Origin of the sequence: Bacillus sp. ISL-45 (assembly GCF_018613195.1) — a bacterium.
In the GTDB taxonomy this organism is placed as follows: Bacteria; Bacillota; Bacilli; order Bacillales; family Cytobacillaceae; genus Mesobacillus.
The window spans coordinates 70,522-94,499 of record NZ_JAGGQQ010000005.1 but is presented as its reverse complement, the minus strand read 5'-3'; the positions used below and the strand labels follow the sequence as shown (position 1 = coordinate 94,499).

Genomic DNA, 23,978 nt, shown 5'->3' with positions numbered 1-23,978 from the left:
ATCCATGTTTCCCGTTGTGGTGCAAATTTACGTAGTGATATCCGTTTGTTACAAGAATCGGCTTAAGTGGCTTATTCCTAACCCCGATTATCGTCCCTGCTTCTACGTCTACCTTGTATTGCGCATTGTCTACTAGTTCCAGTAATCGTAAATATCTCCTTGCGTTCATGTCTAACGATCCCCCGTTGATTTTTTTTGTCTCCCGACGTTCCTATAGGCGCAGGCTACGAGCACTTTTGGTATCAAAAAAAGAGTAACGCCGTTAAGCGCTACTCTAGGTCTTACTCTTCGTGTTGCTCTTCGGTGTCCTGTTCGTTCTCTTCTAGCTTAGCTACTTCTACGTGCTTCTTCGCTACTGCGTATAGCGTTAAGTTATCTGTGCTAGAGTTCATCGCAGCCTGTTGCTTAATCGCTTCTAGTTCGCTAGCCGTAATACTTTCGCCGCTCCGTAGCTTTTTCTTGATTCCTTCGACTTGTAGCCGTAGTTTCTTATATCCGCTCATTAGTTAATCGCTCCTTTACGCTGTTCGGCACTTCTCCACGTTGTAGCGTCTGTATGTCGTAGCTCGTTACGCAAACTTTATCGATTGCCTGCTGTGTCTGGAATCCTACACTGTAAGGGATAGTGTAACCGCCATAACGGGGATTGATTGTATTAAAAGCTTTCCTTGCTTCGTCTTCGAAAAACTTAATACGACGCTGAATTTCGATAAACTGCACAAGATACTCGATTTTAAGCTTTTCGAGCTTCTTGACTTCTGGATTGATGTGTTCATTCTGAAACTTCGTTTGATACTCCTTTAACCCGTTCTCTAAGTCTTCTAGCCTGATCGAGCCGCTATTAATCGCCCGTGCTGCTTTTTGCATTTCTCGAGCGTGTTCTAAATTGGCAATAGCTGCCGATTGCTCTTTCCTAATCTTAGCTAGCTCCTTTCGATTGTCTGCGCCTTCTGCTACAGCTTTCTTAATTGCCTCGTTGTAGCGGTATTCTAGCCCCTTAACTTCTAACTCTGCTACGGTAACCATCTCCGCATATTCCTGCTGCACTTGTAAGCCCTGCTGCTTCTCTTCGTTGTACTTCTCGAATAGTTCGTATCTTGGTAGTTTGTTTGTCATTTCTCTTAGCCCCTTTTATTTTGTTAAGGCGTTCTCACCTTACACAACCATAGGCGCTGTTACTTTTAAGCTTTGGTATTAAAAGATTATTTTTTAAAAAATTTGTGCGAAGTCTATCTGAGCTAACGAATTAAATAACGTATTGGAACGGGAAAAAAGCTCTAAGAGAAGGCGTAGAAGTAAAAGGAAAGGTTATGATAGTCGATTAATTTTTATTATCGAATGCAGCTAATTTAATCTTAAGCCTTTTAAATAACCTCGTTACTTCCTGATGATGTTTGAGCCCTAACGCACTGGAAAGTTCCACTTTAGATAAGTCGGGATTATCGTACTTAGTTCGCAATAGTTTGCGCTCCTGCTCCGTTAAAGTCGGTACGGCTAGAATCTGAGCAACTAGTAAGCTATTAACAGAACTGCCCTCTACGTCCGTCTGCGTGTCTGGAATATAATCGGCAGCTTCTTCTTTTAATCGCCGAACTTTAAGCTCGAAAGCGCCTTGCTGCGTCCTTGTCCGATTCCTTGTTAGGTCGATTCCTCTTCGCTTAATTACGAGTAATAGCGTCTCGTAGAAGTAGAACTCGCCGAAGTGATTATAGTTATCGCATAGCTTCCATGCTTCCTCAAAAAAGATACTCTCGAAGTCTGCTGCGCTTAGGCGGCTATTGTTCCATTGTTTGCCCGCTTCTTTCGCCCGCCACTTAATCGAATGACTTAGCTGCTTTAAGAGCGTTTCTAAGCGTTGTTCTTTTTTCGCAGTATCTAGCTCTAAGGCATAACGCTCCCATAACTTTTCGATTTGTAGAATGTAATCTATAGAGGGACGATTTTTGTATCGCCGCCTTAGCCCCTCTAGCTTTGTTTCAGTTTTCGACTTGGTATTTTCTTTCTCGTTAATATTGACTGGACTAAATATTTTTGTCATGCGTCTACCCCCTTTAAAAAGATAGGCGCGGATAGTAAACTTTATTGGATAAATATATTAAAAATCTCTTATTCTCTATTGTTAAAAACATATATAATTGGAATAGGTAATTTTTAGGGGGAATAGAATTGAGAAAGATTTTGTTGGCAATCATTACATTAGGTGTTCTATATTTTATAGGGGGCTTCGTTGCTGTAAAGTTAAATTGGATTAGTAGTAATACTTACAATTCGTATGCAACTATCGTTGGTGGAGTTGCAACATTATGCGGGTTAATAACATTTGCCTTACCGAAGTTAACACCAAAAGACTTAGAAATACTAGAAATACAAAGCCTCGAAAGAGTTACAAAAATTGCTGAGGATTTAAATTCAAAAAAAAGCGAACTTAACTTAAAAGAGACTGAGTTAAGCAAACTGGATAAACAAAAAAAGGAAATGGAAATTCTAGTAATAAAGGCAAGTACAAGTTTATTTTTACAGGATCAAATTAAAAGAAATGAGAGCAGAGTACTCAACTTAATTAATCAGAATAAAGAAATCATTCGTTTACTCGAAGAAATAAAACTTAACAAAGAAAAGCTTGCTGCACTAGACGAAGAGATTAAGAATAGTGAACAAGTAGAATTATTGGAAGAGATTATTGAAAAGGCAAGAAGGAATGATAATAAAAATAATCAATCTATAGTTATTGGTGGGTTGTACCCTTTAGAAATACCTTTAAATCTATTCACCAATGTAGCAGGGAATTTTAGTGCTACTCTTAGAAAAAAAAGAAGAAGGTAATAACCCTTTACGGCGTACGTTAGTCTGTTAACAAGTACTAATGTTTACGCTTTTCTTATTTCTTACCTACCGAGTCTGATTACATACACGGAATTTAAAAGGTACAATTGCAGGTATAATTTATAGGGGGCTTGGGGGCGTGTAAAATTGTCCCTTATAGCCCCGTGTAAGATTAAAGCTACGCTCAATGATTCTTCTATGGTGTTTCCCCACATTACTTAACGATTCAATGCGAGTCTTCTTGCTCTTCTCTGAGCGATTGAATACACAGATTATACAAGAAAGATACGAATAGAGTTCGATTAGCTTTTCGCTGCTCACTGTGCTGCTACTTTCGGATACAAGATAGATAGACGATAGAATGCGGCTTACATATCCGTAACGTGTCATCGTATAACGCCCCGTAATAATGTAAAAATGTTGTGGCGTGATATATTCGGGTATGCAGGCATAAAAAAGAGCGCTCTATTGCGCCCTAATTACTTTAAGCCTTCACGTTCTAATAATCTATACAGCGTACCTGTACCAATCGATAGCGTCTTCGTTATATAGCGAACTGATTTCCCTTCCTTATACCAATCTATCGCCTGTGCCGCCTTCTCCGCTTTCTTGCCGCCCTCTACTACTTCTAGCTTACGTCCTTTAAACTTGCCCTCTTTTTTCGCTATTTCGATTCCTTCTCTTTGGCGTTTAAGCGTAAGCCCTCGCTCTAGCTGCGCAAGACTGCCGAAAATGTTTAGTAAGAACTCATTCATAGGATTGTCCCTTGTAGTATCGAGCCATGATTCGCCTAGCGACTTAAGACAAGCGCCTCTTTCCTTAATACGGTCTACTATATCGATAAGGTCTTTAACTGAGCGAGATAGACGGCTTATTTCATGTACGATTACTATGTCTCCCTCTTCCAGTTCCGCGAGCAAGCGTTGTAGCTCTGGACGTTCTGTATTCTTGCCGCTTACTTTCTCTTCGTAGAATACTTCGCAGCCTGCCGCTTTAAGAGCTTTCTTTTGTCTAGCCGTTTTCTGTGATTCGCTGCTTACTCGTATGTATGCTTTTATCATTATCGTTACCCCCGATATCCGTTACTGTTATTGCTTTAACTTTAGCTTTAATTTCAGTAACAGTCAAACGGTAACAATACAAATAGCCGCAAACCCTTGTTATTACTGCCTTCCTGTTTTCCCTTGAAACGTTACCGTATAAGTACACTCTATCGAAACACTGAGCGGAGTTTTTGAATATTAATTTTCAATAGATATGCGTCTACCCCCTGAGTTTTGAGCGGACACTCTGGCAGGAAGGTCGAGCGGCTGTAGACTACTCGTTCTTTATATGCGTAAACTATCGTACATTATAACGAACATCAAACGATAGCCTTCACACTTAGAGCCGTCTACGATTACGCTTTTCCGAAGCTATTTCGATTCCAGTTTACATTTAGATACCAAAAATTCTAGGTTTTCAAGAAATCAAAAAGAGCGCTTCGTTGCGCTCTGTTTCTTAATTATTGCCATGACACTTTTTATACTTGACTCCGCTTCCACAAAGGCAAGGAGAGTTCCTGCCTATTTTTTCTGATTTTATAGGTATTTGTTTTACTCTATCATCTTTAATCGCTGTAGTAGGTGTTGGAGCATTTAAAGTTGCTGCAGGCTGATTATTTACGTAGATTTGATTAATAACTTGATTTACTTCTATCTTCTGCGCTCCTTGTGCATTTTCTTCACTCGCACTTGAAAAGAAGGCGAGAAGAGCGAACAGAACTTGCAATAACATTTCAATAGCCCATTTATAGTCCTCTCTCTTTTCTTCTCTTGTTTTTGGTAAGAGGTCAAGGATTGGAGAAAGTTCAGGTACTTCTTGTTCCACTTCATTCTGTAATTCTTCTTGTGGTATTCTTTGTTCACTAACGTCCTCTAATATCCTAGTAAACTTTCTTAATTCTAAAACCGTTCTCTCAGGCGCATTCAAAATTTGAATAGCATTTTCTACGAAATTGAAAACTCCATCAGGAATATGTCCCATCTTTCCGCATTTAGGGCAGGGTCCTGCTTTATTCCCTTTAAAAGTTCCCATAGTATTTTCCAAAAATACCCCAGAAGAAAATATAGTACCGCAGTAATCACATACAGCCGGCATAACTGGCATAAAAAATCCTCCTATTTAAGTTTAGACTAATCCAATTATACTATAAAATGGAATTAACTAGTCGATTCCAAAATACCTAATCTCCTTTTCGAATAAAAAAGAACGCTGTTATAGCGTCCTCTCTACTTATTATCCTAAAAGCTGCTGTTTCTTGGCATTAAACTCGTCGTCTGTTATTATTCCTGCGTCACGCAACTCTGCAAACTTCTTTAATTCGTCGGCAATTGATAGCGGCTGAATCGTTGTAGTTTCGCTTTGAACGGCTACGTCTCGGTAGTCTTCGATCAATTGCTTACAACGTTGAAACTCAGGATAGTCTTTCTTGCGGAACATTACAGTATTCTCGTCTTTCGCAGCGTCAAAGTTTGAGCGTCCCTTTGATTCACCTGAGCCTGAGAAAATAATTTGCATGTGTCCTGCTAATATCGTCCCTGGCTCTTTCATTTGAATTCCCGTTATGGACTTAATTTGTATATCCTTTTCTTTGCGACTATGATAAGTACCTTTTTTATGTTTGATAGTAACCTTTAAAGGACTTACTTCTACAATCGCAGTACCACTTTCGAAAATATGCTTCTCACTCACAAATATTCCCCCTCTATGTTTTCATCGAATATCTTCAATTTCTAGCAGCAAGCTTTATTCACTGAAGATAAATGCCATAGATTTAAGCTTGTCTTTGCATGCTATCTTTTATTTTTCGAATTCTTATTATGCCCGCCTAACCCTCTCTGAATAGCACTGGCACATGCTTCCGTCAATGGTTGACCGATAGCTTCCTTATAATTAAAGCCTAATAACTGCATTGTTTTTAATGTATCCTTATTTATCAATTCAATTAAAAACTTCATATTTTCGCGATTTTCATCAAGTTTTGGAGAAAAAGAACTTAATAGTTCTACTACACGTTGAAGGGTGTTCTGAAGGTGTTCAATGTCTTCGTCACTTATGGTAACTCTTTCGTATAAGCCTTTATATTCGCGCGCTACCATTTCTAGTTCCATTTTATCTTGTAATAGATTATTAATGATTTCTTCATAGATAATTTGCTTCTCGTTTTCTGCTTTCTTTTCTTTAGCTTGTGTAATTTTTGTACTAACCCAATCATACGAGCTCTTCCCCATTGCTTCTGTAAATCTAATAGCTAATTGAGCAACCTGTTCTTCCATTATTGAACTTCCTCCTTTGGTTTAATAACTCTATTATACAATTATTTCCTTTCCACATATAGAAAAAGAGCGCTAGGCATAATCGCCTGCGCCTAAAGTAATTATAAAAATTTACGTAAGTTCTCCGCTACTTCTTCTTTATCCAGATGTAAGTACTGGCTGGTTACCGCTAAATTACTGTGTCCTAAAGCTTTTGAAATATGGGCGATATTAGCGCCTTTTTCGAGCAGATTCTTCGCAAACCCTCTTCGTAAAGCGTGCGGATTAATATTTTTCAGTCCATATTCTTTAGCATACTTATTCAATCTCTTTTGTATGTTATTATGCGTTTGGCTCGTCGCAATAATGCCGCCTTGCTTAGTTATAAAAACATAATTATTTTCTCTATGATATTCCGTACGGATAGCCTCATTCTGGTTGAGTAGAACTGTTAGCAAGCGATTTAAAGTCCCATCGATCGGTAATAAAAGTTGGTCGTGATTCTTTATGATTGAGCCGTCAATTTTCATAAGATTGTTTTCTAGGTCGATATGTCGATTTTCTAAGTGAACGATAGTATTTATACGTAGACCTGTCTTATACATTAATAATAGCGCAGTAGCGTCTCGAAGCTGCACAAAATCATTTAAATTTAATACCGATAGCAGAATATTAATATCGCGTTCGGCAGCGCCTTCCTTAACAATATTATCGACTTTTATATTTATTGGACGCCAAAATTTTCGCTCTATCCAACCATTGTCGAAGCACCTAGAAAGAAATGCCTTCAAACATTTTAGGCGAGTTAACTTAGTTTGCTTAGAAACGTCCATAATCGCAAGCCATTCGTAAATATGGTCGGCGTTTAGTTCGTCTACATACGTTGTCCTTACCGTCCCAATAAAATGCATAACATAAATGTTATAATCGCTAATTGTGCGTGGACGGTTGCCGCTTATCTCCATTTGACGGGTAACAGTAGCGAGTGCCTTTTCGATAGTGAGACGGTCTTTATCTCCTTCTTTCAACAACTTTGCCTTCTTAACCTTTCCGCCGAATCGCTCTGATTTTCCGTTAAATAATCCACTTAAATCTTCTGTTACCGTGAGTACCGCTTTCTTTTTTGTCATAAATAAAAAACCTCCTATGCGTAAATGGCTAAGTCGATTTCGGTAATACTTTCGTATTTGACCGATACATTGACCGTTTCATTTAACGTCATAGAAGGTTAGTTTAGCGGGCTTTAGCGCCGCTGTTCGTAGCGTCCCAGGAGAGATTCGAACTCCCGACCGTACGCTTAGAAGGCGTATGCTCTATCCAACTGAGCTACTGGGACTTGGTTGTTTTTTAAAGACAAGATTTATTATATTAGCCAAATGACTAAATGTCAATAAAAAAATCAAAACTTTTTTCTGAGGGAAACCTGCTGATTCCCCTCAGAAAATCATTATAGTAGTTTTAACTTGTTTTGTGAAGTGAAAACTCCTGTCTTAATTCAGACATCTCACCATTTCCATAGTCATAGATCCGCAATACCGCTTTTCCATTTTCCAGTTCGAGAATGGCATAGCTCTTTTCTGACCTGCCGCGTGGAAGCCTGATGCTTCCCGGATTGATGAACAGTACATCATCTACCATTTCTGCTCCCAGCAAATGCGAATGACCGAAGCATACGACTTCAGCCTCTAGTTCTTTTGCCTTATAGTACAAGTTTGCGAGTGTAGACTTCACCGAGTATAGGTGCCCATGTGTCACAAAAATTTTCACGCCATTTATCACATGGATTTCATCATCAGGAAAATGGCCATAGAAATCGCAATTCCCCTTCACCGATTTGAAATTCTTAATAGCAGCATCATCTTCATCTAGCTCTGAGTCACCGCAGTGGATCATCAAGTCCACATCATTGCCATGCAGCTTCTCAATTCCCTCCAGTACCTCTGTTGACCCGTGGCTGTCACTGACAATCAGCACCCTACTCATGGCGTTCCTCTCGCTTTTTAAGAAGATCATCCAGCTTTCTGATCGCATTGGCCCTGTGGCTGATCTTGTTTTTTTCCTCTGATGCCAATTCAGCCATAGATTTTCCCTTTGTTTCTGCGAAGAAAATGGGATCATAGCCAAAACCGTTGGTACCGCGTCGTTCATTAAGGATTTTGCCTTCACATGTACCGAATACAGTCACTGTTTCCTTGCCTGGCTCTGCCATTGCGAGTGCACAGCAGAATCTTGCGGTGCGCTCACTTTCTGGCACATCCTGAAGTTCATCGAGAACTTTGTCGATGTTGTTTTCATCATTTTTCTCGGGACCTGCGTAACGTGCCGAATACACACCCGGCCGTCCTTCCAATGCGTCAATCTCAAGCCCAGAATCATCTGCAATTACTTTGACTCCAAGAATATTAGCGATTGCCTCAGCTTTTAGGATCGCATTCTCTTCAAAAGTTGTACCTGTTTCCTCTACATCATCAAGCTCTGGGTAATCGAGCAAAGTTTTTACCGCCAGCCCTTTTGGCAAAAAAAGTTTCTCGAATTCTTTAGCTTTTCCTTTATTTTTTGTCGCGATTATGACTGATTCCATTTTGAGAACTCCCCTATCTCTGTTTTCCGCCCGCAATTTTGGCCGTCAACTCTTCTCCCAGAGCTTCCTTCTGTTTTTCGAATAGTTCTGTGATTCCATCTTGTGCGGCCTTTAAAAGTTCTTGCAGCTGGCTGTATGAAAAAGTAGCTTCTTCCCCAGTACCCTGCAGCTCGACGAATTCCCCATTGCCGGTCATGACAACATTCATGTCGACACGGGCAGCAGAATCCTCGACATAATTCAAATCAACGACAGCCTCACCGTTTTTAAGAATTCCGACACTCGTCGCGGCAAGAAAGTCAGTCACAGGATAAGCAGAAAGCTTCTTTTGCTTGCTCAGCTTCTCAAGTGCCATAGCCATCGCAACAAAAGCTCCTGTGATTGAAGCAGTACGAGTGCCCCCGTCCGCCTGGATGACATCACAATCGACCCAAACAGTACGTTCGCCAATAGCCTCAAGATTTACGACTGCGCGCAAAGCTCTCCCGATCAAACGCTGGATTTCCATCGTTCTTCCGGATATCTTGCCTTTTGCCGCCTCACGAATATTCCTCTGTTCTGTAGCGCGCGGAAGCATAGAGTATTCTGCCGTAATCCATCCCTTTCCTTCGCCCCTCATAAACGGAGGAACGCGGTCCTCAATGCTGGCAGTACATATCACCTTCGTATCTCCAACAGAGATCAGCACAGAGCCTTCTGGATGTTTCAGGTAATCTGTTTCAATATGTATTGGTCTTAATTGCAATGGTTCACGCCCATCAAATCGCATGATAAATTTCCTCCTTAGCATGATAAAAAGCAGGCAGCCTGCCCGGTAACCAAAATATAAATAAGAGGCAGGAAATAAGCCTGCCTCTTTGAATGTCTTTAATTAGTATATCAAAATCCGGCTATTAAAAACTACCTGTGTTCACTTTTTCAGGCCTTGTAACCGGCTCAGCCAGCTTTTCTCCAGATTCTGTAAGGACATCTGCCTTTCCGTTAACCGTAAGGGCCACACTCTCAACACCTGTCTGTTCTGTCAGTGACAGCACAAGGGAATTCAGCAAGTGTTCGGACACCATTTTTTCTTCAAAGCTGCCGTAAATGGATTCATTGAAGTTCAAAGTTACCTTGCCATCCTCAACTTTAGGTGTGTCAAGCAGCTTCACACCCGACTGGAAATCCGACAGAAGATTGGATGCATACGCTGGCCCTTCAACAAGCTCGTTTACGATTGCAGTAATGTTATCCTTCACATCATTGCTGACGCGTTTTGTTACTGGTACATAATAATATGCGCCTTCCTCTCCACCAATATAATATACAGTGACCGCTTTCGTATTTGTGATATCTACAACATCGGTATTGTCAGCATTGATGCCATCCGCACGGCTCAACTCTCCCCCGATAGGAGTGCCGCCAACAGGCATCGCTTCGAGAGGGGTGCCATTCATCTGAAGCTTCACTTCATCAATGGTATCAAACTGCGTGAGCGTCCATGTCACAGCCTGAAGAATCCTTTTCTCATCCTCTTTTTGATAGGAACCGAATTCCTTTGAAAAATCAACCGTTGCCGTCCCATCCTTAATGTTCACTGTCACTTGTGTATCAGCTGGAAGGACGGCCCTGAAGCCATTTGGAAGCATTTGCTCGACTGGCCCATTTGCAACAAGGTATTCCAGTGCCTGCTTGGCGACACTTTCTGTTTTCGGAAGATCCATTGTCTGTGAGACAACATAGCCATTTTTATCGATTAAATACAATTCTGTCTGGATGGATGTTTCAACCGCTTCTTTACCATCCTCAGTTGTTTCTGTAGAAACATTTTCATCGAGAGCCTCCCCATCTTCCATGAAAGTGACATCCTGTGGAGGATCGATCTTTTTCTTTTCCTCGCCCCCGAACAGCCCGCAGCCTGATAGGAATACCGTAGTTGCCAATGTAGCAGCTGTAACGACCACAGCCTTTTTATTTTTTGACATATAAATCCCTCCAAAGACAGTTTGTACTAATATGTATACGAGCCTCTGGATATTTTAGACCGCCTTAGAGAAGATTTTTAGAATTAAAATCGAATAAGCAGAAAAAAAGACCTCCGTCTCCGGAAGCCTTTCTAACCTAATTTAATTTTCTCAACGTGTTCTATCGGCCTCTCCAGCCACTGGGATGCTATGGCAGAAAAAATTGTTCTGGAGCCTGTCATGTAATAGAAATGCTCCGGAAGTTCTTCCCTTTCAGCAAACATGTCGTTATGGCCGAGAATCGTGCTTACTTCTCGCGCTGTTTCCTCGCCTGAACTAATCACCTTGACCTCAGGCCCCATCACTTCCTTAATGAGCGTTTCGAGCAAAGGGTAGTGAGTGCAGCCAAGGATCAATGTATCAAGCCCCTGTCCCTGCAGGGGCTGAAGGGTTTCAGTCACCACTTTCTTTGCGACACGCCCATCATATTCTCCGCTTTCTACAAGCGGCACGAATTTTGGGCAGGCGAGTGCTTCAATGGCAGTCTTGCGATTGATTGATTTCAGCGCATGCTCATACGCACGGCTTTTTACCGTGCCTTCGGTTCCAATAATGCCAATTTTATAATTGTCCGTTACCTTGATCGCTGTCCGTGCACCAGGCTGGATGACACCTAACACAGGAAACGGGAGTTCACTCCTTATCTCATCAAGGACCACAGCCGTCGCTGTATTGCACGCAATGACCAGCATTTTAATATTTTTTTCCAAAAGAAAACGGGTCATTTGCCAGGTGAATCTCTTCACTTCCTCAACGGGTCGAGGGCCATATGGACAGCGTGCCGTATCACCAACATAGATGATCTGCTCATATGGCAGCTGTCTCATGACTTCCTTGGCAACGGTTAACCCGCCTACTCCTGAATCAATGATTCCTATTGGTCGATTCAAAAAACTCGCCTCATTCTCCACGCATTTCTTGATGTAATTTCGCTAACCCCTCTTTAAGGGACAATATTTCCACACCTGAAAAGTCTTTCAATACCTCTTGAAGGTACAGCTGGCGTTTCTTGATTACTTCATCGATGATTCTTTCGCCTTCGTCCAGAAGATGAATGCGAACTACACGCCTGTCATTAGGATCCTTCACCCTGACAACAAGCTCATTCTTCTCCATCCTGTCTACTAGATCCGTGGTCGTGCTGCAAGCCAGGAACATTTTATTCGACAGCTCCCCAATTGTCATATCCCCATCCTCAAACAGCCATTGCAGCGCAATGAACTGGGGAGGTGTGATCGTGTAATTGCTGAGGAGCTCGCGGCCCTTCTGCTTAATAATACCTGATATGTACCGGAGATCCTTTTCGATATCAGCAACCGTCTCCAGTCCCTGATTCTTGTCTACCCCTTCAACTTTCATCCGTAACAACTCCTAAAAATCTATTTCCTTTATCCATAAAACTTGTTTTCCAAGCTGTGATGATTTTTACTATTGCCCTTATTTTCTACTTTTTTCGAGCAAATTTCAAGACAGAATTCCGATAAGAGCCTGTTTTGCCCTATTAAACATCTTAACCGGCCCCCCATTCGGGTTGGCCGGTCATGATTAAAGTTCTAGCTCTCCCATACGCAGGAGCTCTACAACAGCTTGGGAACGCCCCTTTACACCAAGCTTTTGCATGGCGTTTGAAATATGGTTCCGAACCGTTTTTTCGCTGATAAATAATTCACTAGCGATCTCTTTTGTTGTCTTGTCTTGTACTAACAGTTCGAAAACTTCTCTTTCGCGTTTTGTGAGTAATGGCTTGTGAGTATATTCATTTTCCTTCAAGTATTGTAACCCTCCTTGCCTTCGCCAGCTGTGAACTGCGGGGTGGGTATAAATTTAGTCAAAATATCATATGTGAAGGAAAGAGGTGTAGTGACAACATTTAATGGACTTCATGCCAATTTTTATTTTTACATGCAAAACTTATTTAACGACAGATTTTTTGCTTTCTGAAAACAATTGCCTCATTTCTTCTGTCCAGGATACTCCCTTGCCTGTTCTCTTGGAAATTTGCACGATTGTGCCCCTTCCAGTCAAGCAGATCGAGCCATCCGCTTTTTTGACCATATAGTGAAGGTCAACTGAGGAATTCCCAATTGAATTGGCCTTCACATATATTTTCAGGTCTTCATCAAAGAAAATCTGGCTTAAATAATCACATTGGAGATCGGCCACAACGGGAATCGTCTCGTTCTCTGGTTTGACCCAATCCTGCATGAATCCCTGGCTCTTGAAATATTCAATTCTCGCCTGTTCGAAATATGTAAACGGAACTGTGTTGTTTAAATGCCCAAACATATCAGTTTCCGAAAACCGAACCTTCACCTGATAAAAAAATCCAAACTCCTCTTCCCAGCTTACAATCTCGTTAATGTATTCCATCTTTTTCATGCTGAAACCTCCCGTAAACTGAATGAACATTCATTCTTTTCTTTATTATAAATATATTTAGTCATTTTGGGAATAAAAAAGGCTAAAACAAAAGCCAGCACAGGGATGTTTCATGCTGGTTAACTAGTTTTTATCTAAAATTCTTTTTGCATAGATAATATATCTTTCTGGGGCATCGCCAATATAACTGAATGGGTAGCATGTTGTTAAAAGGAGCTCTTCTTCGGAATTCTGGAGGTTTATGATACTGGTATCATCTGCGCTGACTATTTTTGTTCCGGTTATCACATATGTATAATCCCCATATGGCATTTTCATCGTCAGGAGATCACCCAATACCAGTTCCCCAGCTTTTTGGAAAACCGTATCACGGTGGCCTGAGAGGACAATTTGGCCATTTTCCTCCGGGTAGAACGAGCCTTTATAGTGGCCAACACCTTTTTCCAGGTCGTCCGGGTCCGTTCCTTCAACAATAGCCAATTCTGCATCGATTTTTGGAATCAGCAGTAATCCGGATGCCTCTCCGGTCACAGGCTTGAATTCTTTCTTATTTGCCATTGGTGTATTTTCCTGGACCAATTCCTTTGCCGCTGCAAGAGAAACCTGCTCCTGTTTTTTAATGTCCCATATTTGAAATAATCCAATGCCCAGGATGATCACACCACTTACGACAATACCAATCGCTAATATCTTTGAAAGATTCATATACCGCTCCCAATTATGCCTTTTAGGTAAAGTATACCAAGGGAAGCACACTGTAAAAAAGTCCTATTTTAGGTGCAAAGGAAAAAACCTCCCTTTCCGAAGAAAAGGAGGCTGTTTTGTTTAAAATTAAGTATAAACTTTTACACTTAGATTAGTGTTCAGCTCCAGCGCCTACCCCCTCGAGTCGCATGTCCAGTGTCGCCTCCTAGAAACTCCGAAACTTCAACTCCGCCGGCAGAAGCAAAAAGCGCTTCTTTGTCGGAGTCTCCAGTTTCTGCGTTTCTGGGCAGTCGGCTATACTTTTCGGTTTCGGTCCGCCCAATGAAGTCAAAGAACGACTTCACCGGTCGGCCCTCCAGCGCTTGTCGGGGCTGGACAAGGCGCTTACGCTTCTTTATACTTGATCGCTTCCGAAGAAGTTCTTGAATGACTGGAATGTTGTATCACGATTCAAGGCTGCGATTGATGTAGTCAATGGAATTCCTTTAGGGCAAGACTGAACGCAGTTCTGTGAGTTACCGCAGTTCGCAAGTCCGCCGTCTCCCATGATTGTTTCAAGACGCTCGCCTTTGTTCAAAGCACCAGTTGGGTGGGCGTTGAAAAGACGAACCTGTGATAATGGCTGCGGCCCGATGAAATCTGACTTGTCGTTTACATTAGGGCAAGCCTCAAGGCAAACGCCGCAAGTCATACACTTCGAAAGTTCATAAGCCCACTGACGCTTTTTCTCCGGCATACGTGGACCAGGTCCAAGGTCGTAAGTACCATCAATAGGAACCCATGCCTTGACGCGCTTCAATGAGTCGAACATGCGGCTGCGGTCAACCTGAAGGTCACGGACAACCGGGAATGTTCTCATAGGTTCAAGCCTGATTGGCTGCTCAAGCTGGTCAACGAGCGCAGAACATGACTGGCGCGGGCGTCCATTGATGACCATTGAACACGCACCACATACCTCTTCAAGGCAGTTCATATCCCAGGAAATTGGGGTAGTGGCTTCACCTTTTGTATTTACAGGATTACGACGAATTTCCATTAGCGCGGAAATGACGTTCATATTTGGACGGTAATCAAGTTCGAACTCTTCCTGATAAGGGGCTGAATCAGGAGTATCCTGGCGGCTGATGATAAAACGGACAGTTTTTTTCTCTGACATGCTCTATTACTCCCCTTTCTTCTTAGAATAATCGCGCTTACGCGGTTGGATTAATGAAGTATCAACTTCTTCATAATGGAAAGCTGGCGCAGAGTTTGCATCAACAAACTTCGCCATAGTTGTTTTCAAGAAGTCCTCGTCATTACGATCAGGGAATTCTGGTTTATAGTGTGCCCCACGGCTTTCATTACGGTTATAAGCACCGATTGTGATAACACGTGCAAGCTGGAGCATGTTTTGAAGCTGGCGTGTGAACACAGCACCCTGGTTGCTCCATTTAGCAGTATCATTGATATTGATATTTTTATATCGCTCCATCAACTCGACGATCTTTTCGTCTGTTTTCTGAAGTCTATCATTGTAGCGAACTACAGTTACATTGTCTGTCATCCACTCGCCAAGCTCTTTGTGAAGGACATATGCATTCTCTGTTCCATCCAGTGACATGACATTGTCCCACTTCTCCTGCTCCATCTTGACAGCATCATCGAAAAGTGCTGAAGAAATAGCATCTGAGCTCTTTTCAAGGCCGTTAATGTAACGGATTGCGTTTGGACCTGCAACCATACCGCCGTAGATTGCTGACAACAATGAGTTGGCACCAAGACGGTTCGCACCGTGCTGAGAATAATCAACCTCACCTGCAGCAAACAGGCCTGGAATATTTGTCATTTGATCATAGTCAACCCAAAGTCCACCCATAGAATAGTGAACGGCAGGGAATATTTTCATAGGAACTTTTCTTGGGTCATCACCCATGAATTTCTCATAGATTTCGATGATACCGCCAAGCTTGATATCAAGCTCTTTCGGATCCTTGTGTGATAGATCGAGGTAAACCATGTTCTCGCCGTTGATGCCAAGCTTCTGGCTTACGCAAACGTCAAAGATTTCACGTGTAGCAATGTCACGCGGCACAAGGTTTCCATAAGCAGGATACTTCTCTTCAAGGAAGTACCATGGCTTGCCATCTTTGTACGTCCAAACTCGTCCACCTTCACCACGGGCAGATTCACTCATCAGACGAAGCTTGTCATCTCCCGGGATTGCAGTAGGGTGAATCTGGATGAATTCCCCGTTAGCGTAATAACCTCCCTGCTGATAAACGATCGCAGCAGCTGAACCAGTATTGATAACTGAGTTCGTTGTTTTACCGAAAATGATACCAGGACCACCCGTAGCCATAATTACAGCATCAGCAGCAAATGATTTGATTTCCATTGAAGTCAGGTTCTGTGCTACGACACCGCGGCACACGCCTTCCTCATCCTTAACTATTCCGAGGAATTCCCATCCTTCATACTTTGTAACCAAACCAGCCACTTCATGGCGGCGAACCTGCTCATCCAAAGCATATAGAAGCTGCTGTCCAGTTGTCGCACCCGCAAATGCTGTACGGTGGTGCTGCGTGCCTCCAAAGCGGCGGAAATCAAGCAAGCCTTCCGGTGTACGGTTGAACATTACACCCATACGGTCAAGAAGGTGGATGATTCCAGGTGCTGCTTCAGCCATCGCTTTTACAGGCGGCTGGTTCGCCAGGAAGTCTCCGCCGTATACTGTATCATCAAAGTGCTCCCATGGAGAGTCACCTTCACCTTTAGTATTTACTGCACCGTTGATTCCGCCCTGTGCACATACAGAGTGGGAACGTTTTACCGGCACAAGAGAAAACAGTTCAACAGGAGTTCCTGTTTCTGCAACTTTTATTGTAGCCATTAAGCCGGCCAAACCGCCGCCGACTACGATCACCTTACCTTTACTCATCGTGACTCACTCCCTTAAATCCATGTCTGTCTTTCATATCCGATCAATAGTTGTTCTTTTTTCCAGCCAAAGCTCCGGACTGAAGCACTGGAAAATGACTTATACAAATGCCAGGATTGCGCGGACACCTACAATGGAAAGCGCAATGAAAACTCCGATAGTGACGTAAGTGGAAATCACTTGAGAACGTGGTGTTACAGTGATTCCCCAGCTTACGAAGAATGACCATAATCCGTTCGCAAAGTGGAAAGTCGTAGAGATGACACCGATTAAATAGAACCAAAGCATGAATGGAGAGGAAAGGATTGTCTCCATCATCTGGAAGTTAACTTCTGCACCAAATGCTGCGGCGATACGAGTTTCCCATACATGCCAAGCTACGAAAATCAAAGTAATCACACCGGACACACGCTGAAGCATGAACATCCAGTTTCTGAAATAGCTATATTGGCCTATATTATTTTTTGCCGTAAAAGCAATATAAAGACCGTAAATTGCATGGAATAATAATGGTAAGAAGATAATGAAAATTTCTAAAAAGTACCTGAAAGGCAACTGCTCCATAAAATGTGCTGCGTTATTGAATGATTCTTCTCCCCCTGTAGCGAAATGGTTGACTACAAGGTGCTGCATTAGGAAAAGACCTACTGGAATGACGCCCAGCAAAGAATGCAGCCTCCGCCAATAAAACTCTTGTCTACCTGCCATAAGTATACCCCCCTGAAATTTGGCCGTGATGTTCCGGTTTCTCTCCCCATCCCTATTAATCTAACAGAATGATCCAACCTAACATCAAAAAAATAAGCATTTCTTACAATTATGTGACATGTTCATTTTACTCCCATCATAATAGAGCGTCAAGAAAACGGATACATAAAAATGCTTATATAAATAAAATTTTTTAAATATATTGATATTGTAAAAATCCCTCTTTCTAATTATTCCAACGCATTAAAGAGTATATTAAAATAATACTATTGCCTAATGGATACGACTTATAAAAATTTCCCGATGCAATAATTTTTGATTAAGAAAGTTTCGGGTATGGTATAAACATGGAAAAATTTTATAGAATTTCTTATGCCATGCAAAATTTAACACTTTTAATTTAATGAACACAGGTTGTTTTCGCGGCAAATTGTTTATAATAGAGTGATAGAAAGAGGGGAGAACATGAGTGAAATAACTACTTCAGAGCAAAAAACAGAGAGCGCGCCACTGGCTGTCCCTGCATTCGGTTATGAACTGGTCAGGGAAGTCCTCCTGCCGGAATTGCTCGGCAAAGATACACCAGAAATCCTGTATTGGGCCGGAAAACGCCTCGCCCGGAAATATCCATTATCAACCCTTGACGAAACCATCCGTTTTTTCCAGGATGCCGGCTGGGGAACGCTAACCATCAAAGAAGAATCCCGAAGAGAAATGGTGCTTGTCCTTGGAAGCGAGCTCATTTCCTCCCGATTGAAAAACAACCCAAACACCACATTCCAGCTAGAAGCAGGTTTCATTGCCCAGCAAATGGAACAACAGAAAAAAGTAACAGCCGAAGCCTTCGAACACCCCAATAAAAAATCATCGAAAATCCAGTTTACGGTTAAGTGGGACAAGAATGATTTGATTGAGTAGTAGTTTATTATGACATGGGCACAGCGATACCCTTGCTGTGCCCATGAAAATTCTGATATCTTCCCCTGCCTTTTCTTATCCATTCCACAGTTGCCGCGTTTTCGCCTTTGCCCACATCAACCTAATGAATGTGACGATCATCCTGTGTTTTTCTTTTTTATCCGCACATTAACCGCTTTTATGTTTCGCTTTTTCCTTTTATCCGCACATTAACCGTTTTAATGTGACGATACTTCTTCGCTTTTTCCTTTTATCCGCACATTAACCGTTTTAATGTGACGATACTTCTTCGCTTTTTCCTTTTATCCGCACATTAACCGCTTTTATGTGACGATACTTCTTCGCTTTTTCCTTTTATCCGCACATTAACCGTTTTAATGTGACGATACTTCTTCGCTTTTTCCTTTTATCCGCACATCAACCGCTTTTATGTAACGATACTTCTTCGCTTTTTCCTTTTATCCGCACATCAACCGCTTTTATGTGACGATTAGCCTGCGCATTTTCTTTTATCCGCACATTAACCGCTTTAATGTGCGGATCCCCCCCACTTCTCCTATTTATCCGTCATAATCACTAATATAAGAATAAATCTCTGAGAATCTCTTTAACGATTACATAGCATGATTTATAAAAGCCTTCCCGAGTTCACAACAAGGAAAGCTTTATACCATCTCCCTCTCTTAATTCGTCTTAACAGCTTCGGAGTATAGCTCAAATGCTTCATGCAATGATTCTACTGCGCTTACCATTTGTTTTTCATCAACTACGGTAGAGACTTTGATTTCGGATGTGCTTACCATCTTCACCTGGATACCGTGTCCTTCAAGGACTTCAAACATTTTGGCGGCTACCCCTGGATTTGAAACCATTCCCGAACCCACAATCGACACCTTTGCAAGGCCGGTTTCGGATTCGACCGCCTGATAGTTCAATGTTTCTTTATTGCGTTCCAATACGTCCAATGCCTCCGGGAGGTCGTTACTCTTAATGGAGAACGAAATATTCGCTAACCCTGCTTCTGTACGGCTCTGGACGATGATGTCGACATTGATGTGGTTCTGTGCAAGTGTTGTGAATATAGTTGAAAGTCCTTTTAATGAAGTGCTTACTCCAAGGACTGATACTCTCGTGATTTGGTCTTCAAACGCTACTCCGCGTACGATTAAATTCTGTTCCATTTCATTCTCCTCCTCGATGATCGTGCCTCTTTCTTTTTCCATACTGGATCTTACTTCAAGCGGCAATCCATAGTTTTTCGCGAATTCCACCGCACGCGGGTGAAGCACGCCTGCCCCCAGATTGGCCAGCTCTAACATTTCATCATAGGAAACGCTCAGCAATTTCCTCGCGCTTTTCACATATCTTGGATCGGTCGTGAACACGCCGGTCACATCGGTATAGATATCGCATTTATCAGCCTTCAGAGCCGCCGCAAGGGCTACTGCCGTGGTATCTGAACCGCCGCGGCCAAGTGTGGTGATTTGACCATCATCCGTAACTCCCTGGAATCCCGCGACAATGACCACCTTGCCACTTTCTAAATCTTTAGCAATCCTGTCTGTCTCGATATCAACAATCCTTGCGTTCCCATGGACAGGTTCAGTTTTGATCCCTGCCTGCCAGCCTGTATAGGAAACTGCGTCAATGCCATTTTGCGCTAGTGCCATTGAAAAAAGTGCGATTGTAATTTGCTCTCCTGTCGTCAACAGCATATCCATCTCTCTTTTTGATGGCGCGCTGGAAATATCATTCGCCATGTCGACAAGATGGTCTGTCGTCTTGCCCATTGCTGATACGACAACGACCACATTATTTCCGTTCTGCAGTTCTTCCGCTGTCCTGCTGGCAGCGTTCCTGATCCTTTCGACATTGCCAACCGATGTTCCGCCAAATTTCTGTACAATCAATCCCATAAGTTTCCCCTGCCTCTTCATTCGTATTTTGCCTCTAATAGAGTTTCATGGCCAATCCGCATATGTATTTTTTCCAGTCCTTCTTTAAAAAAGATCCAGAAAAACAGAAAAAGCAATGGAAGTGGCTCCCATTGCTTGATAAACGTGTATATACGCTGCAACATGAGATAGCACTCCAAGATGGCAATCTTGACAATCCAGCGTTTATTCAACGAAGGACCAGCGAGAAAATCGATAGGCATTTCCCCACTTCGGCGAACGTCCCCTTTCAAAGTCCATCCCCGAATCCTACAATTCTCTAGACTTTTACTCTTGAAGCTCGCACCTCTATCTACACTTTAATGCTCTAAAGTGATAGCTATATGAATTTTTTTATCATTATAGCATACCTAAAAATAGAATGCTACCTTAATTCTGTAATTTCTGAAATAGCTCCTCTGCCACATTTGCCGGCAGGCCGGCAGCGTTCAACTCTTCCACAGAGGCTTCCCTCATTTTTTTCACCGAACCGAAATGCTTCAGCAGAGCCTTCTTGCGCTTTTCGCCAATGCCTGGAATATCATCGAGCAGTGACTGAAATGCACTTTTGCCTCTTAGCTGGCGGTGGAAGGTGATTGCGAACCGGTGGACCTCATCCTGGATTCTTTGCAGCAGGTAAAACTCCTGGCTGTTACGCGCCAGTTCGATCACCTGCAGCGGGTTTCCGTAGAGCAGCTGGGAGGTCCTGTGCTTGTCATCCTTCGCCAGGCCGGCAATCGGGATGTCGAGCCCTAGCTCATTTTCCAGTACATCACGCGCTGACTCGATATGTCCTTTTCCTCCATCGATGATAATCAAATCCGGCAGCGGCAACCCCTCTTTCAGGACACGTGTATACCTGCGCCTTACGACTTCCCTCATGGACTCATAGTCATCCGGACCTTTGACTGATTTAATTTTGTATTTGCGATATTCCCTTTTTTCAGGCTTGCCGTCGATAAAAACAATCATCGCTGATACCGGATCGGTCCCCTGGATGTTCGAGTTATCGAAGGACTCGATCCGATGAGGGGTGTAAATGCCCATTTGCTTGCCAAGGTTCTCAACAGCCTTGATGGTCCGTTCCTCATCGCGATCGATTAATGAAAACTTTTCTTTCAGGGCGATGCCCGCATTCTTGGACGCCAGATGGACAAGCTCCTTCTTCTTTCCACGCTGCGGTTTTAGGACTTTCACTTCAAGCAGACCCTCTGCCAATTCTAGGTCCACACCCTCAGGCACCAATACTTCCTTCGGCTTGAAATGCTCATTTTTCGAATAAAATTGCCCCAGGTATGTGAGGATATCTTCTTCAGGTTCATTGTGGATCGGAAACATTGAAACTTCCCGTTCGATCAACTTTCCTTGACGAATGAAGAAGACCTGAACACACATCCAGCCCTTGTCGACAGCATAGCCAAACACATCGCGGTCGGTAAAATCCGTCGTCGTCATCTTCTGTTTTTCCATCGTTGCCTCTATATGGGCGATCTTGTCGCGAAATTCCTTCGCACGTTCAAAATCCAATTCCTCGGCAGCAGCCGCCATTTTAGCCGTCAAATCTACCTTGATTTCCTTATAGCCCCCATTGAGGAAGCGAGTGATTTCATCCGTAATCTGCTTATATTCGTCCCTGCTGACGTCCTTGATGCATGGTGCTAGACATTGGCCCATATGGTAATAGAGACAGACACGGTCTGGCAGTGTCGAGCACTTTCGGAGCGGATAAATCCTGTCCAGCAGTTTTTTTGTCTCATTGGCCGCCTGTACATTTGGATACGGCCCAAAATATTTGCCGCTGTCCTTCTTTACTTTTCTCGTAATGATCAGCTTTGGATGCCGTTCCGCGGTCAGCTTGATGAACGGATATGATTTATCATCCTTAAGCATGATATTATATTTTGGATCATATTTCTTGATTAAATTGATTTCAAGAAGCAGTGCTTCCATATCGGAGGAAGTGACGATATACTCAAAATCCTCAATTTCATTGACAAGCCGAAGAGTTTTACCGTCATGCGATCCTGTAAAATAAGAACGCACCCTGTTCTTCAATACTTTGGCTTTCCCAACATAAATGATGGTCCCCTGCCTGTCCTTCATCAAATAACAACCTGGCTGAGCAGGGAGAAGAGCAAGCTTATTCCTGATTTGTTCATTCAAGCCGTTCACCTCCTGTTACGGTGTCCATTTATATAAAATAATCTTATGATAGACTGGATCAAAAAGTATATCCGAAGTAAATGTTTCTACCTTCTCGAGCTTCCCGTCAAGATCAAAGCCCTGCAATCGGAAACCCTCGACAACACTGTTGGTTAGATAAACCGTCTTTCCTTTATATAACCCCTGGTCATGGAGGAAATTTCCATAGGTATAGATTCGCTTATGCGGGTAAGGCATTTCGAGATACTGGAGTACCCTTGTTTCTTCCCACGTATACAAAACGAAGTCCTCTGACTGTTCCTCTAAATAATGCGCAAGCTGGTAGACCGCCGGCTCGACTGCTGCCTGTTTTTGTATATAGCTTGAAGAAATAATTGCCTGGGCAATGATGACTACAACCACTAGCAGGCTGGCATATACCTCTGCCCTTTTTTTAAAATAGGCAGTAAGTCCGAGAAACAGGAGCAATAGCGCCAGCGGCAGTATATGCCGCGGTTTTTCGATATTCTGGGCAAAGAGCGCCCAGACAGCGTAAGCGAGGAACAGCAATGCGCCGATCCGGACGCTATTTTCCTTGAAAGCTTTGCTTTTAGATGCCGGCAAAAATAAAACTATGCCAATAACTATATATAATACCATCAAAACAGTTGTTCGTGAAAAAATTCCCCACCATAAAATGTTGGTAAACAGGAATGCTTTAAGCCTTGCAAAAAAAGACAGATCATTCGATGCCGATGTGCCGCCCCATTCCTGAAAATGCCCGCCAGTGAAACCAAAAGCAAGCTCCAGGAAATTAGAAAGGCCACCTTCAGAAATAATCAGGCCGATAACCCAGACCAACTGAAGCAATCCAGCGAGAACCACATATTTGATAACGCTGCCCAATGTAATCTCCCGTTTTGCCCATTTCCTGTAAAGCAGATAAATCAGCCCGATTCCCATAGGGATATAGCTAAGCCTGATTCCCAACAGCACACTGAATAAAATCAGGGGAAGCAGCATCCATTTGCCTGCTGGCCTGGACTCTGCGGCCGCGATACTCCAGAAGAACCACCAAAAAGCAGCAAGGGCGGCACCCTCTGACATTGGCTGGTTCACGATGATCAATGGATAGCTGGCAGTATAAATGGCAGCTGCAATGAGGAAGGCATTCGTCCTGCTCAAAACTCTTGATGCAAGTAAATACACAGGCAGGATGGAGCTGGCATACACTAAAACATTAAATATAACCAGTGCCTTATTTGGAAAACCAACGAAAAACTTCAGCAGCATACCGCCAAGAATAAAATACGGATATCCGGGAAAATGCGGCTGCATCGCACGAAGGTCAAACCGGTCCATAGCCAGGGTAAAATCAACTTGATCCCAAGAAGCGACGAAGGAATTAAGTGAATTCAACTGGACGGCGAATATGTAAAGGACCGCAAGCGAACTTAGTCCAAGAATAATTATTCTGTTCATTTTTTCTAAATTCATCATTTTACACCAACTAACTTCCACAGGGGGCGTTTTTACGTATGAAAAAAGTACAAGGAAATTCCCTGTACT

At 42.7% G+C, this 23,978-nt stretch carries 27 protein-coding genes, 1 tRNA gene and 1 riboswitch; of the genes, 2 read left to right on the top strand and 26 right to left on the bottom strand.

The window, feature by feature from the left end; translation table 11 throughout:
- Window positions 1-281 precede the first annotated feature (281 nt).
- From J7E35_RS05930 to J7E35_RS05920, 3 genes are all read right to left on the bottom strand, one after another.
- Window positions 282-503 carry a hypothetical protein gene (locus tag J7E35_RS05930; protein ID WP_214777905.1) on the bottom strand — a complete coding sequence of 74 codons (222 nt, stop codon included), beginning with the start codon at window positions 501-503 and terminating at the stop codon, window positions 282-284.
- Entirely contained in the window at window positions 490-1,116 is a 627-nt protein-coding gene (locus tag J7E35_RS05925) for a hypothetical protein (RefSeq protein WP_214777903.1), read from the bottom strand. Before J7E35_RS05925 ends, J7E35_RS05930 begins: the two co-directional genes overlap by 14 nt.
- 205 nt (window positions 1,117-1,321) lie before the next feature.
- A complete protein-coding gene (locus J7E35_RS05920) occupies window positions 1,322-2,038 on the bottom strand; it encodes a hypothetical protein (protein WP_214777901.1) in 717 nt (238 codons plus the stop codon).
- Between the two features lie 128 nt (window positions 2,039-2,166).
- Between J7E35_RS05920 and J7E35_RS05915 the strand changes: the two genes are divergently transcribed.
- Complete coding sequence (locus J7E35_RS05915) at window positions 2,167-2,823, top strand: hypothetical protein (RefSeq protein WP_214777899.1); 657 nt, start codon at window positions 2,167-2,169, stop codon at window positions 2,821-2,823.
- 479 nt (window positions 2,824-3,302) lie between these two features.
- Here the strand turns inward: J7E35_RS05915 and J7E35_RS05910 are convergent, their stop codons facing one another.
- From J7E35_RS05910 to J7E35_RS05820, 19 genes are all read right to left on the bottom strand, one after another.
- Window positions 3,303-3,884 (bottom strand): recombinase family protein, encoded by a 582-nt coding sequence (locus J7E35_RS05910; protein ID WP_214777897.1) that lies wholly within the window; start codon window positions 3,882-3,884, stop codon window positions 3,303-3,305.
- 439 nt (window positions 3,885-4,323) lie between these two features.
- The gene (locus J7E35_RS05905) at window positions 4,324-4,971 is read right to left on the bottom strand and encodes an SEC-C metal-binding domain-containing protein (protein ID WP_214777896.1); all 648 of its coding nucleotides are present in this window, start codon (window positions 4,969-4,971) and stop codon (window positions 4,324-4,326) included.
- A 129-nt stretch (window positions 4,972-5,100) separates the two neighbouring features.
- A complete protein-coding gene (locus J7E35_RS23650; protein ID WP_353050337.1) occupies window positions 5,101-5,556 on the bottom strand; it encodes an SHOCT domain-containing protein in 456 nt (151 codons plus the stop codon).
- Window positions 5,557-5,657: 101 nt separating this feature from the next.
- Window positions 5,658-6,140, bottom strand: a complete 483-nt coding sequence (locus J7E35_RS05895; RefSeq protein ID WP_214777895.1) for a hypothetical protein — start codon at window positions 6,138-6,140, stop codon at window positions 5,658-5,660.
- 101 nt (window positions 6,141-6,241) lie between these two features.
- Window positions 6,242-7,249: a tyrosine-type recombinase/integrase gene (locus J7E35_RS05890; protein WP_214777894.1), complete on the bottom strand. Its 1,008-nt coding sequence runs from the start codon at window positions 7,247-7,249 to the stop codon at window positions 6,242-6,244.
- Window positions 7,250-7,381: 132 nt separating this feature from the next.
- Window positions 7,382-7,455, bottom strand: a tRNA-Arg gene (locus J7E35_RS05885).
- A gap of 122 nt (window positions 7,456-7,577) precedes the next feature.
- Complete coding sequence (locus J7E35_RS05880) at window positions 7,578-8,102, bottom strand: metallophosphoesterase (protein WP_214777893.1); 525 nt, start codon at window positions 8,100-8,102, stop codon at window positions 7,578-7,580.
- Entirely contained in the window at window positions 8,095-8,700 is a 606-nt protein-coding gene (locus J7E35_RS05875; RefSeq protein ID WP_214777892.1) for an XTP/dITP diphosphatase, read from the bottom strand. Before J7E35_RS05875 ends, J7E35_RS05880 begins: the two co-directional genes overlap by 8 nt.
- A gap of 13 nt (window positions 8,701-8,713) precedes the next feature.
- On the bottom strand, window positions 8,714-9,469 hold the full coding sequence (rph, locus tag J7E35_RS05870; RefSeq protein WP_214777891.1) for a ribonuclease PH: 756 nt from the start codon (window positions 9,467-9,469) through the stop codon (window positions 8,714-8,716).
- A 124-nt stretch (window positions 9,470-9,593) separates the two neighbouring features.
- Window positions 9,594-10,664: a GerMN domain-containing protein gene (locus J7E35_RS05865; RefSeq protein ID WP_214777890.1), complete on the bottom strand. Its 1,071-nt coding sequence runs from the start codon at window positions 10,662-10,664 to the stop codon at window positions 9,594-9,596.
- Window positions 10,665-10,795: 131 nt separating this feature from the next.
- On the bottom strand, window positions 10,796-11,593 hold the full coding sequence (gene racE / locus J7E35_RS05860) for a glutamate racemase (RefSeq protein ID WP_214777889.1): 798 nt from the start codon (window positions 11,591-11,593) through the stop codon (window positions 10,796-10,798).
- Window positions 11,594-11,603: 10 nt separating this feature from the next.
- Window positions 11,604-12,062 (bottom strand): MarR family winged helix-turn-helix transcriptional regulator, encoded by a 459-nt coding sequence (locus J7E35_RS05855; protein ID WP_214777888.1) that lies wholly within the window; start codon window positions 12,060-12,062, stop codon window positions 11,604-11,606.
- A gap of 186 nt (window positions 12,063-12,248) precedes the next feature.
- The gene (gene gerE / locus J7E35_RS05850; protein ID WP_019154738.1) at window positions 12,249-12,473 is read right to left on the bottom strand and encodes a spore germination transcription factor GerE; all 225 of its coding nucleotides are present in this window, start codon (window positions 12,471-12,473) and stop codon (window positions 12,249-12,251) included.
- A gap of 141 nt (window positions 12,474-12,614) precedes the next feature.
- Window positions 12,615-13,082 (bottom strand): acyl-CoA thioesterase, encoded by a 468-nt coding sequence (locus J7E35_RS05845; RefSeq protein WP_214777887.1) that lies wholly within the window; start codon window positions 13,080-13,082, stop codon window positions 12,615-12,617.
- A gap of 123 nt (window positions 13,083-13,205) precedes the next feature.
- On the bottom strand, window positions 13,206-13,787 hold the full coding sequence (locus tag J7E35_RS05840) for a class D sortase (protein ID WP_214777885.1): 582 nt from the start codon (window positions 13,785-13,787) through the stop codon (window positions 13,206-13,208).
- A 158-nt stretch (window positions 13,788-13,945) separates the two neighbouring features.
- Entirely contained in the window at window positions 13,946-14,131 is a 186-nt protein-coding gene (locus J7E35_RS05835; protein ID WP_214777883.1) for a hypothetical protein, read from the bottom strand.
- Between the two features lie 50 nt (window positions 14,132-14,181).
- A complete protein-coding gene (gene sdhB, locus J7E35_RS05830; RefSeq protein ID WP_192471469.1) occupies window positions 14,182-14,943 on the bottom strand; it encodes a succinate dehydrogenase iron-sulfur subunit in 762 nt (253 codons plus the stop codon).
- Window positions 14,944-14,949: 6 nt separating this feature from the next.
- Window positions 14,950-16,707 carry a succinate dehydrogenase flavoprotein subunit gene (gene sdhA / locus J7E35_RS05825; RefSeq protein ID WP_214777881.1) on the bottom strand — a complete coding sequence of 586 codons (1,758 nt, stop codon included), beginning with the start codon at window positions 16,705-16,707 and terminating at the stop codon, window positions 14,950-14,952.
- 99 nt (window positions 16,708-16,806) lie between these two features.
- A complete protein-coding gene (locus J7E35_RS05820; RefSeq protein WP_214777879.1) occupies window positions 16,807-17,415 on the bottom strand; it encodes a succinate dehydrogenase cytochrome b558 subunit in 609 nt (202 codons plus the stop codon).
- A gap of 465 nt (window positions 17,416-17,880) precedes the next feature.
- On the opposite strand from J7E35_RS05820, the gene J7E35_RS05815 reads away from it, so the two are divergent.
- Complete coding sequence (locus J7E35_RS05815) at window positions 17,881-18,333, top strand: YslB family protein (protein WP_214777877.1); 453 nt, start codon at window positions 17,881-17,883, stop codon at window positions 18,331-18,333.
- A 683-nt stretch (window positions 18,334-19,016) separates the two neighbouring features.
- Here J7E35_RS05815 and J7E35_RS05810 read toward each other — a convergent pair.
- From J7E35_RS05810 to J7E35_RS05795, 4 genes are all read right to left on the bottom strand, one after another.
- Window positions 19,017-20,249 carry an aspartate kinase gene (locus J7E35_RS05810; RefSeq protein WP_214777875.1) on the bottom strand — a complete coding sequence of 411 codons (1,233 nt, stop codon included), beginning with the start codon at window positions 20,247-20,249 and terminating at the stop codon, window positions 19,017-19,019.
- 17 nt (window positions 20,250-20,266) lie between these two features.
- Window positions 20,267-20,413: a hypothetical protein gene (locus J7E35_RS05805; protein ID WP_215023958.1), complete on the bottom strand. Its 147-nt coding sequence runs from the start codon at window positions 20,411-20,413 to the stop codon at window positions 20,267-20,269.
- A riboswitch (Lysine riboswitch) is annotated at window positions 20,410-20,587 on the bottom strand. (Overlaps the previous gene by 4 nt.)
- A 70-nt stretch (window positions 20,588-20,657) precedes the next feature.
- Window positions 20,658-22,430 (bottom strand): excinuclease ABC subunit UvrC, encoded by a 1,773-nt coding sequence (gene uvrC / locus J7E35_RS05800; protein WP_214777871.1) that lies wholly within the window; start codon window positions 22,428-22,430, stop codon window positions 20,658-20,660.
- Window positions 22,431-22,445: 15 nt separating this feature from the next.
- Complete coding sequence (locus J7E35_RS05795; protein ID WP_214777870.1) at window positions 22,446-23,891, bottom strand: glycosyltransferase family protein; 1,446 nt, start codon at window positions 23,889-23,891, stop codon at window positions 22,446-22,448.
- Between the last annotated feature and the right edge of the window lie 87 nt (window positions 23,892-23,978).

Coding starts and splice junctions, on each gene's coding strand:
- J7E35_RS05910 (WP_214777897.1), bottom strand. CDS start 3,884: ATGATAAAAGCATACATACGAGTAAGCAGCGAATCACAGAAAACGGCT.
- J7E35_RS05865 (WP_214777890.1), bottom strand. CDS start 10,664: ATGTCAAAAAATAAAAAGGCTGTGGTCGTTACAGCTGCTACATTGGCA.
- J7E35_RS05815 (WP_214777877.1), top strand. CDS start 17,881: ATGAGTGAAATAACTACTTCAGAGCAAAAAACAGAGAGCGCGCCACTG.
- J7E35_RS05810 (WP_214777875.1), bottom strand. CDS start 20,249: ATGGGATTGATTGTACAGAAATTTGGCGGAACATCGGTTGGCAATGTC.
- J7E35_RS05845 (WP_214777887.1), bottom strand. CDS start 13,082: ATGAAAAAGATGGAATACATTAACGAGATTGTAAGCTGGGAAGAGGAG.
- J7E35_RS05855 (WP_214777888.1), bottom strand. CDS start 12,062: ATGAAAGTTGAAGGGGTAGACAAGAATCAGGGACTGGAGACGGTTGCT.
- J7E35_RS05880 (WP_214777893.1), bottom strand. CDS start 8,102: ATGAGTAGGGTGCTGATTGTCAGTGACAGCCACGGGTCAACAGAGGTA.
- J7E35_RS05890 (WP_214777894.1), bottom strand. CDS start 7,249: ATGACAAAAAAGAAAGCGGTACTCACGGTAACAGAAGATTTAAGTGGA.
- rph (WP_214777891.1), bottom strand. CDS start 9,469: ATGCGATTTGATGGGCGTGAACCATTGCAATTAAGACCAATACATATT.
- J7E35_RS05875 (WP_214777892.1), bottom strand. CDS start 8,700: ATGGAATCAGTCATAATCGCGACAAAAAATAAAGGAAAAGCTAAAGAA.
- J7E35_RS05920 (WP_214777901.1), bottom strand. CDS start 2,038: ATGACAAAAATATTTAGTCCAGTCAATATTAACGAGAAAGAAAATACC.
- sdhB (WP_192471469.1), bottom strand. CDS start 14,943: ATGTCAGAGAAAAAAACTGTCCGTTTTATCATCAGCCGCCAGGATACT.
- J7E35_RS05925 (WP_214777903.1), bottom strand. CDS start 1,116: ATGACAAACAAACTACCAAGATACGAACTATTCGAGAAGTACAACGAA.
- J7E35_RS05840 (WP_214777885.1), bottom strand. CDS start 13,787: ATGAATCTTTCAAAGATATTAGCGATTGGTATTGTCGTAAGTGGTGTG.
- J7E35_RS05895 (WP_214777895.1), bottom strand. CDS start 6,140: ATGGAAGAACAGGTTGCTCAATTAGCTATTAGATTTACAGAAGCAATG.
- J7E35_RS05805 (WP_215023958.1), bottom strand. CDS start 20,413: ATGTTGCAGCGTATATACACGTTTATCAAGCAATGGGAGCCACTTCCA.
- J7E35_RS05795 (WP_214777870.1), bottom strand. CDS start 23,891: ATGAACAGAATAATTATTCTTGGACTAAGTTCGCTTGCGGTCCTTTAC.
- J7E35_RS05820 (WP_214777879.1), bottom strand. CDS start 17,415: ATGGCAGGTAGACAAGAGTTTTATTGGCGGAGGCTGCATTCTTTGCTG.
- J7E35_RS05930 (WP_214777905.1), bottom strand. CDS start 503: ATGAGCGGATATAAGAAACTACGGCTACAAGTCGAAGGAATCAAGAAA.
- J7E35_RS05905 (WP_214777896.1), bottom strand. CDS start 4,971: ATGCCAGTTATGCCGGCTGTATGTGATTACTGCGGTACTATATTTTCT.
- sdhA (WP_214777881.1), bottom strand. CDS start 16,707: ATGAGTAAAGGTAAGGTGATCGTAGTCGGCGGCGGTTTGGCCGGCTTA.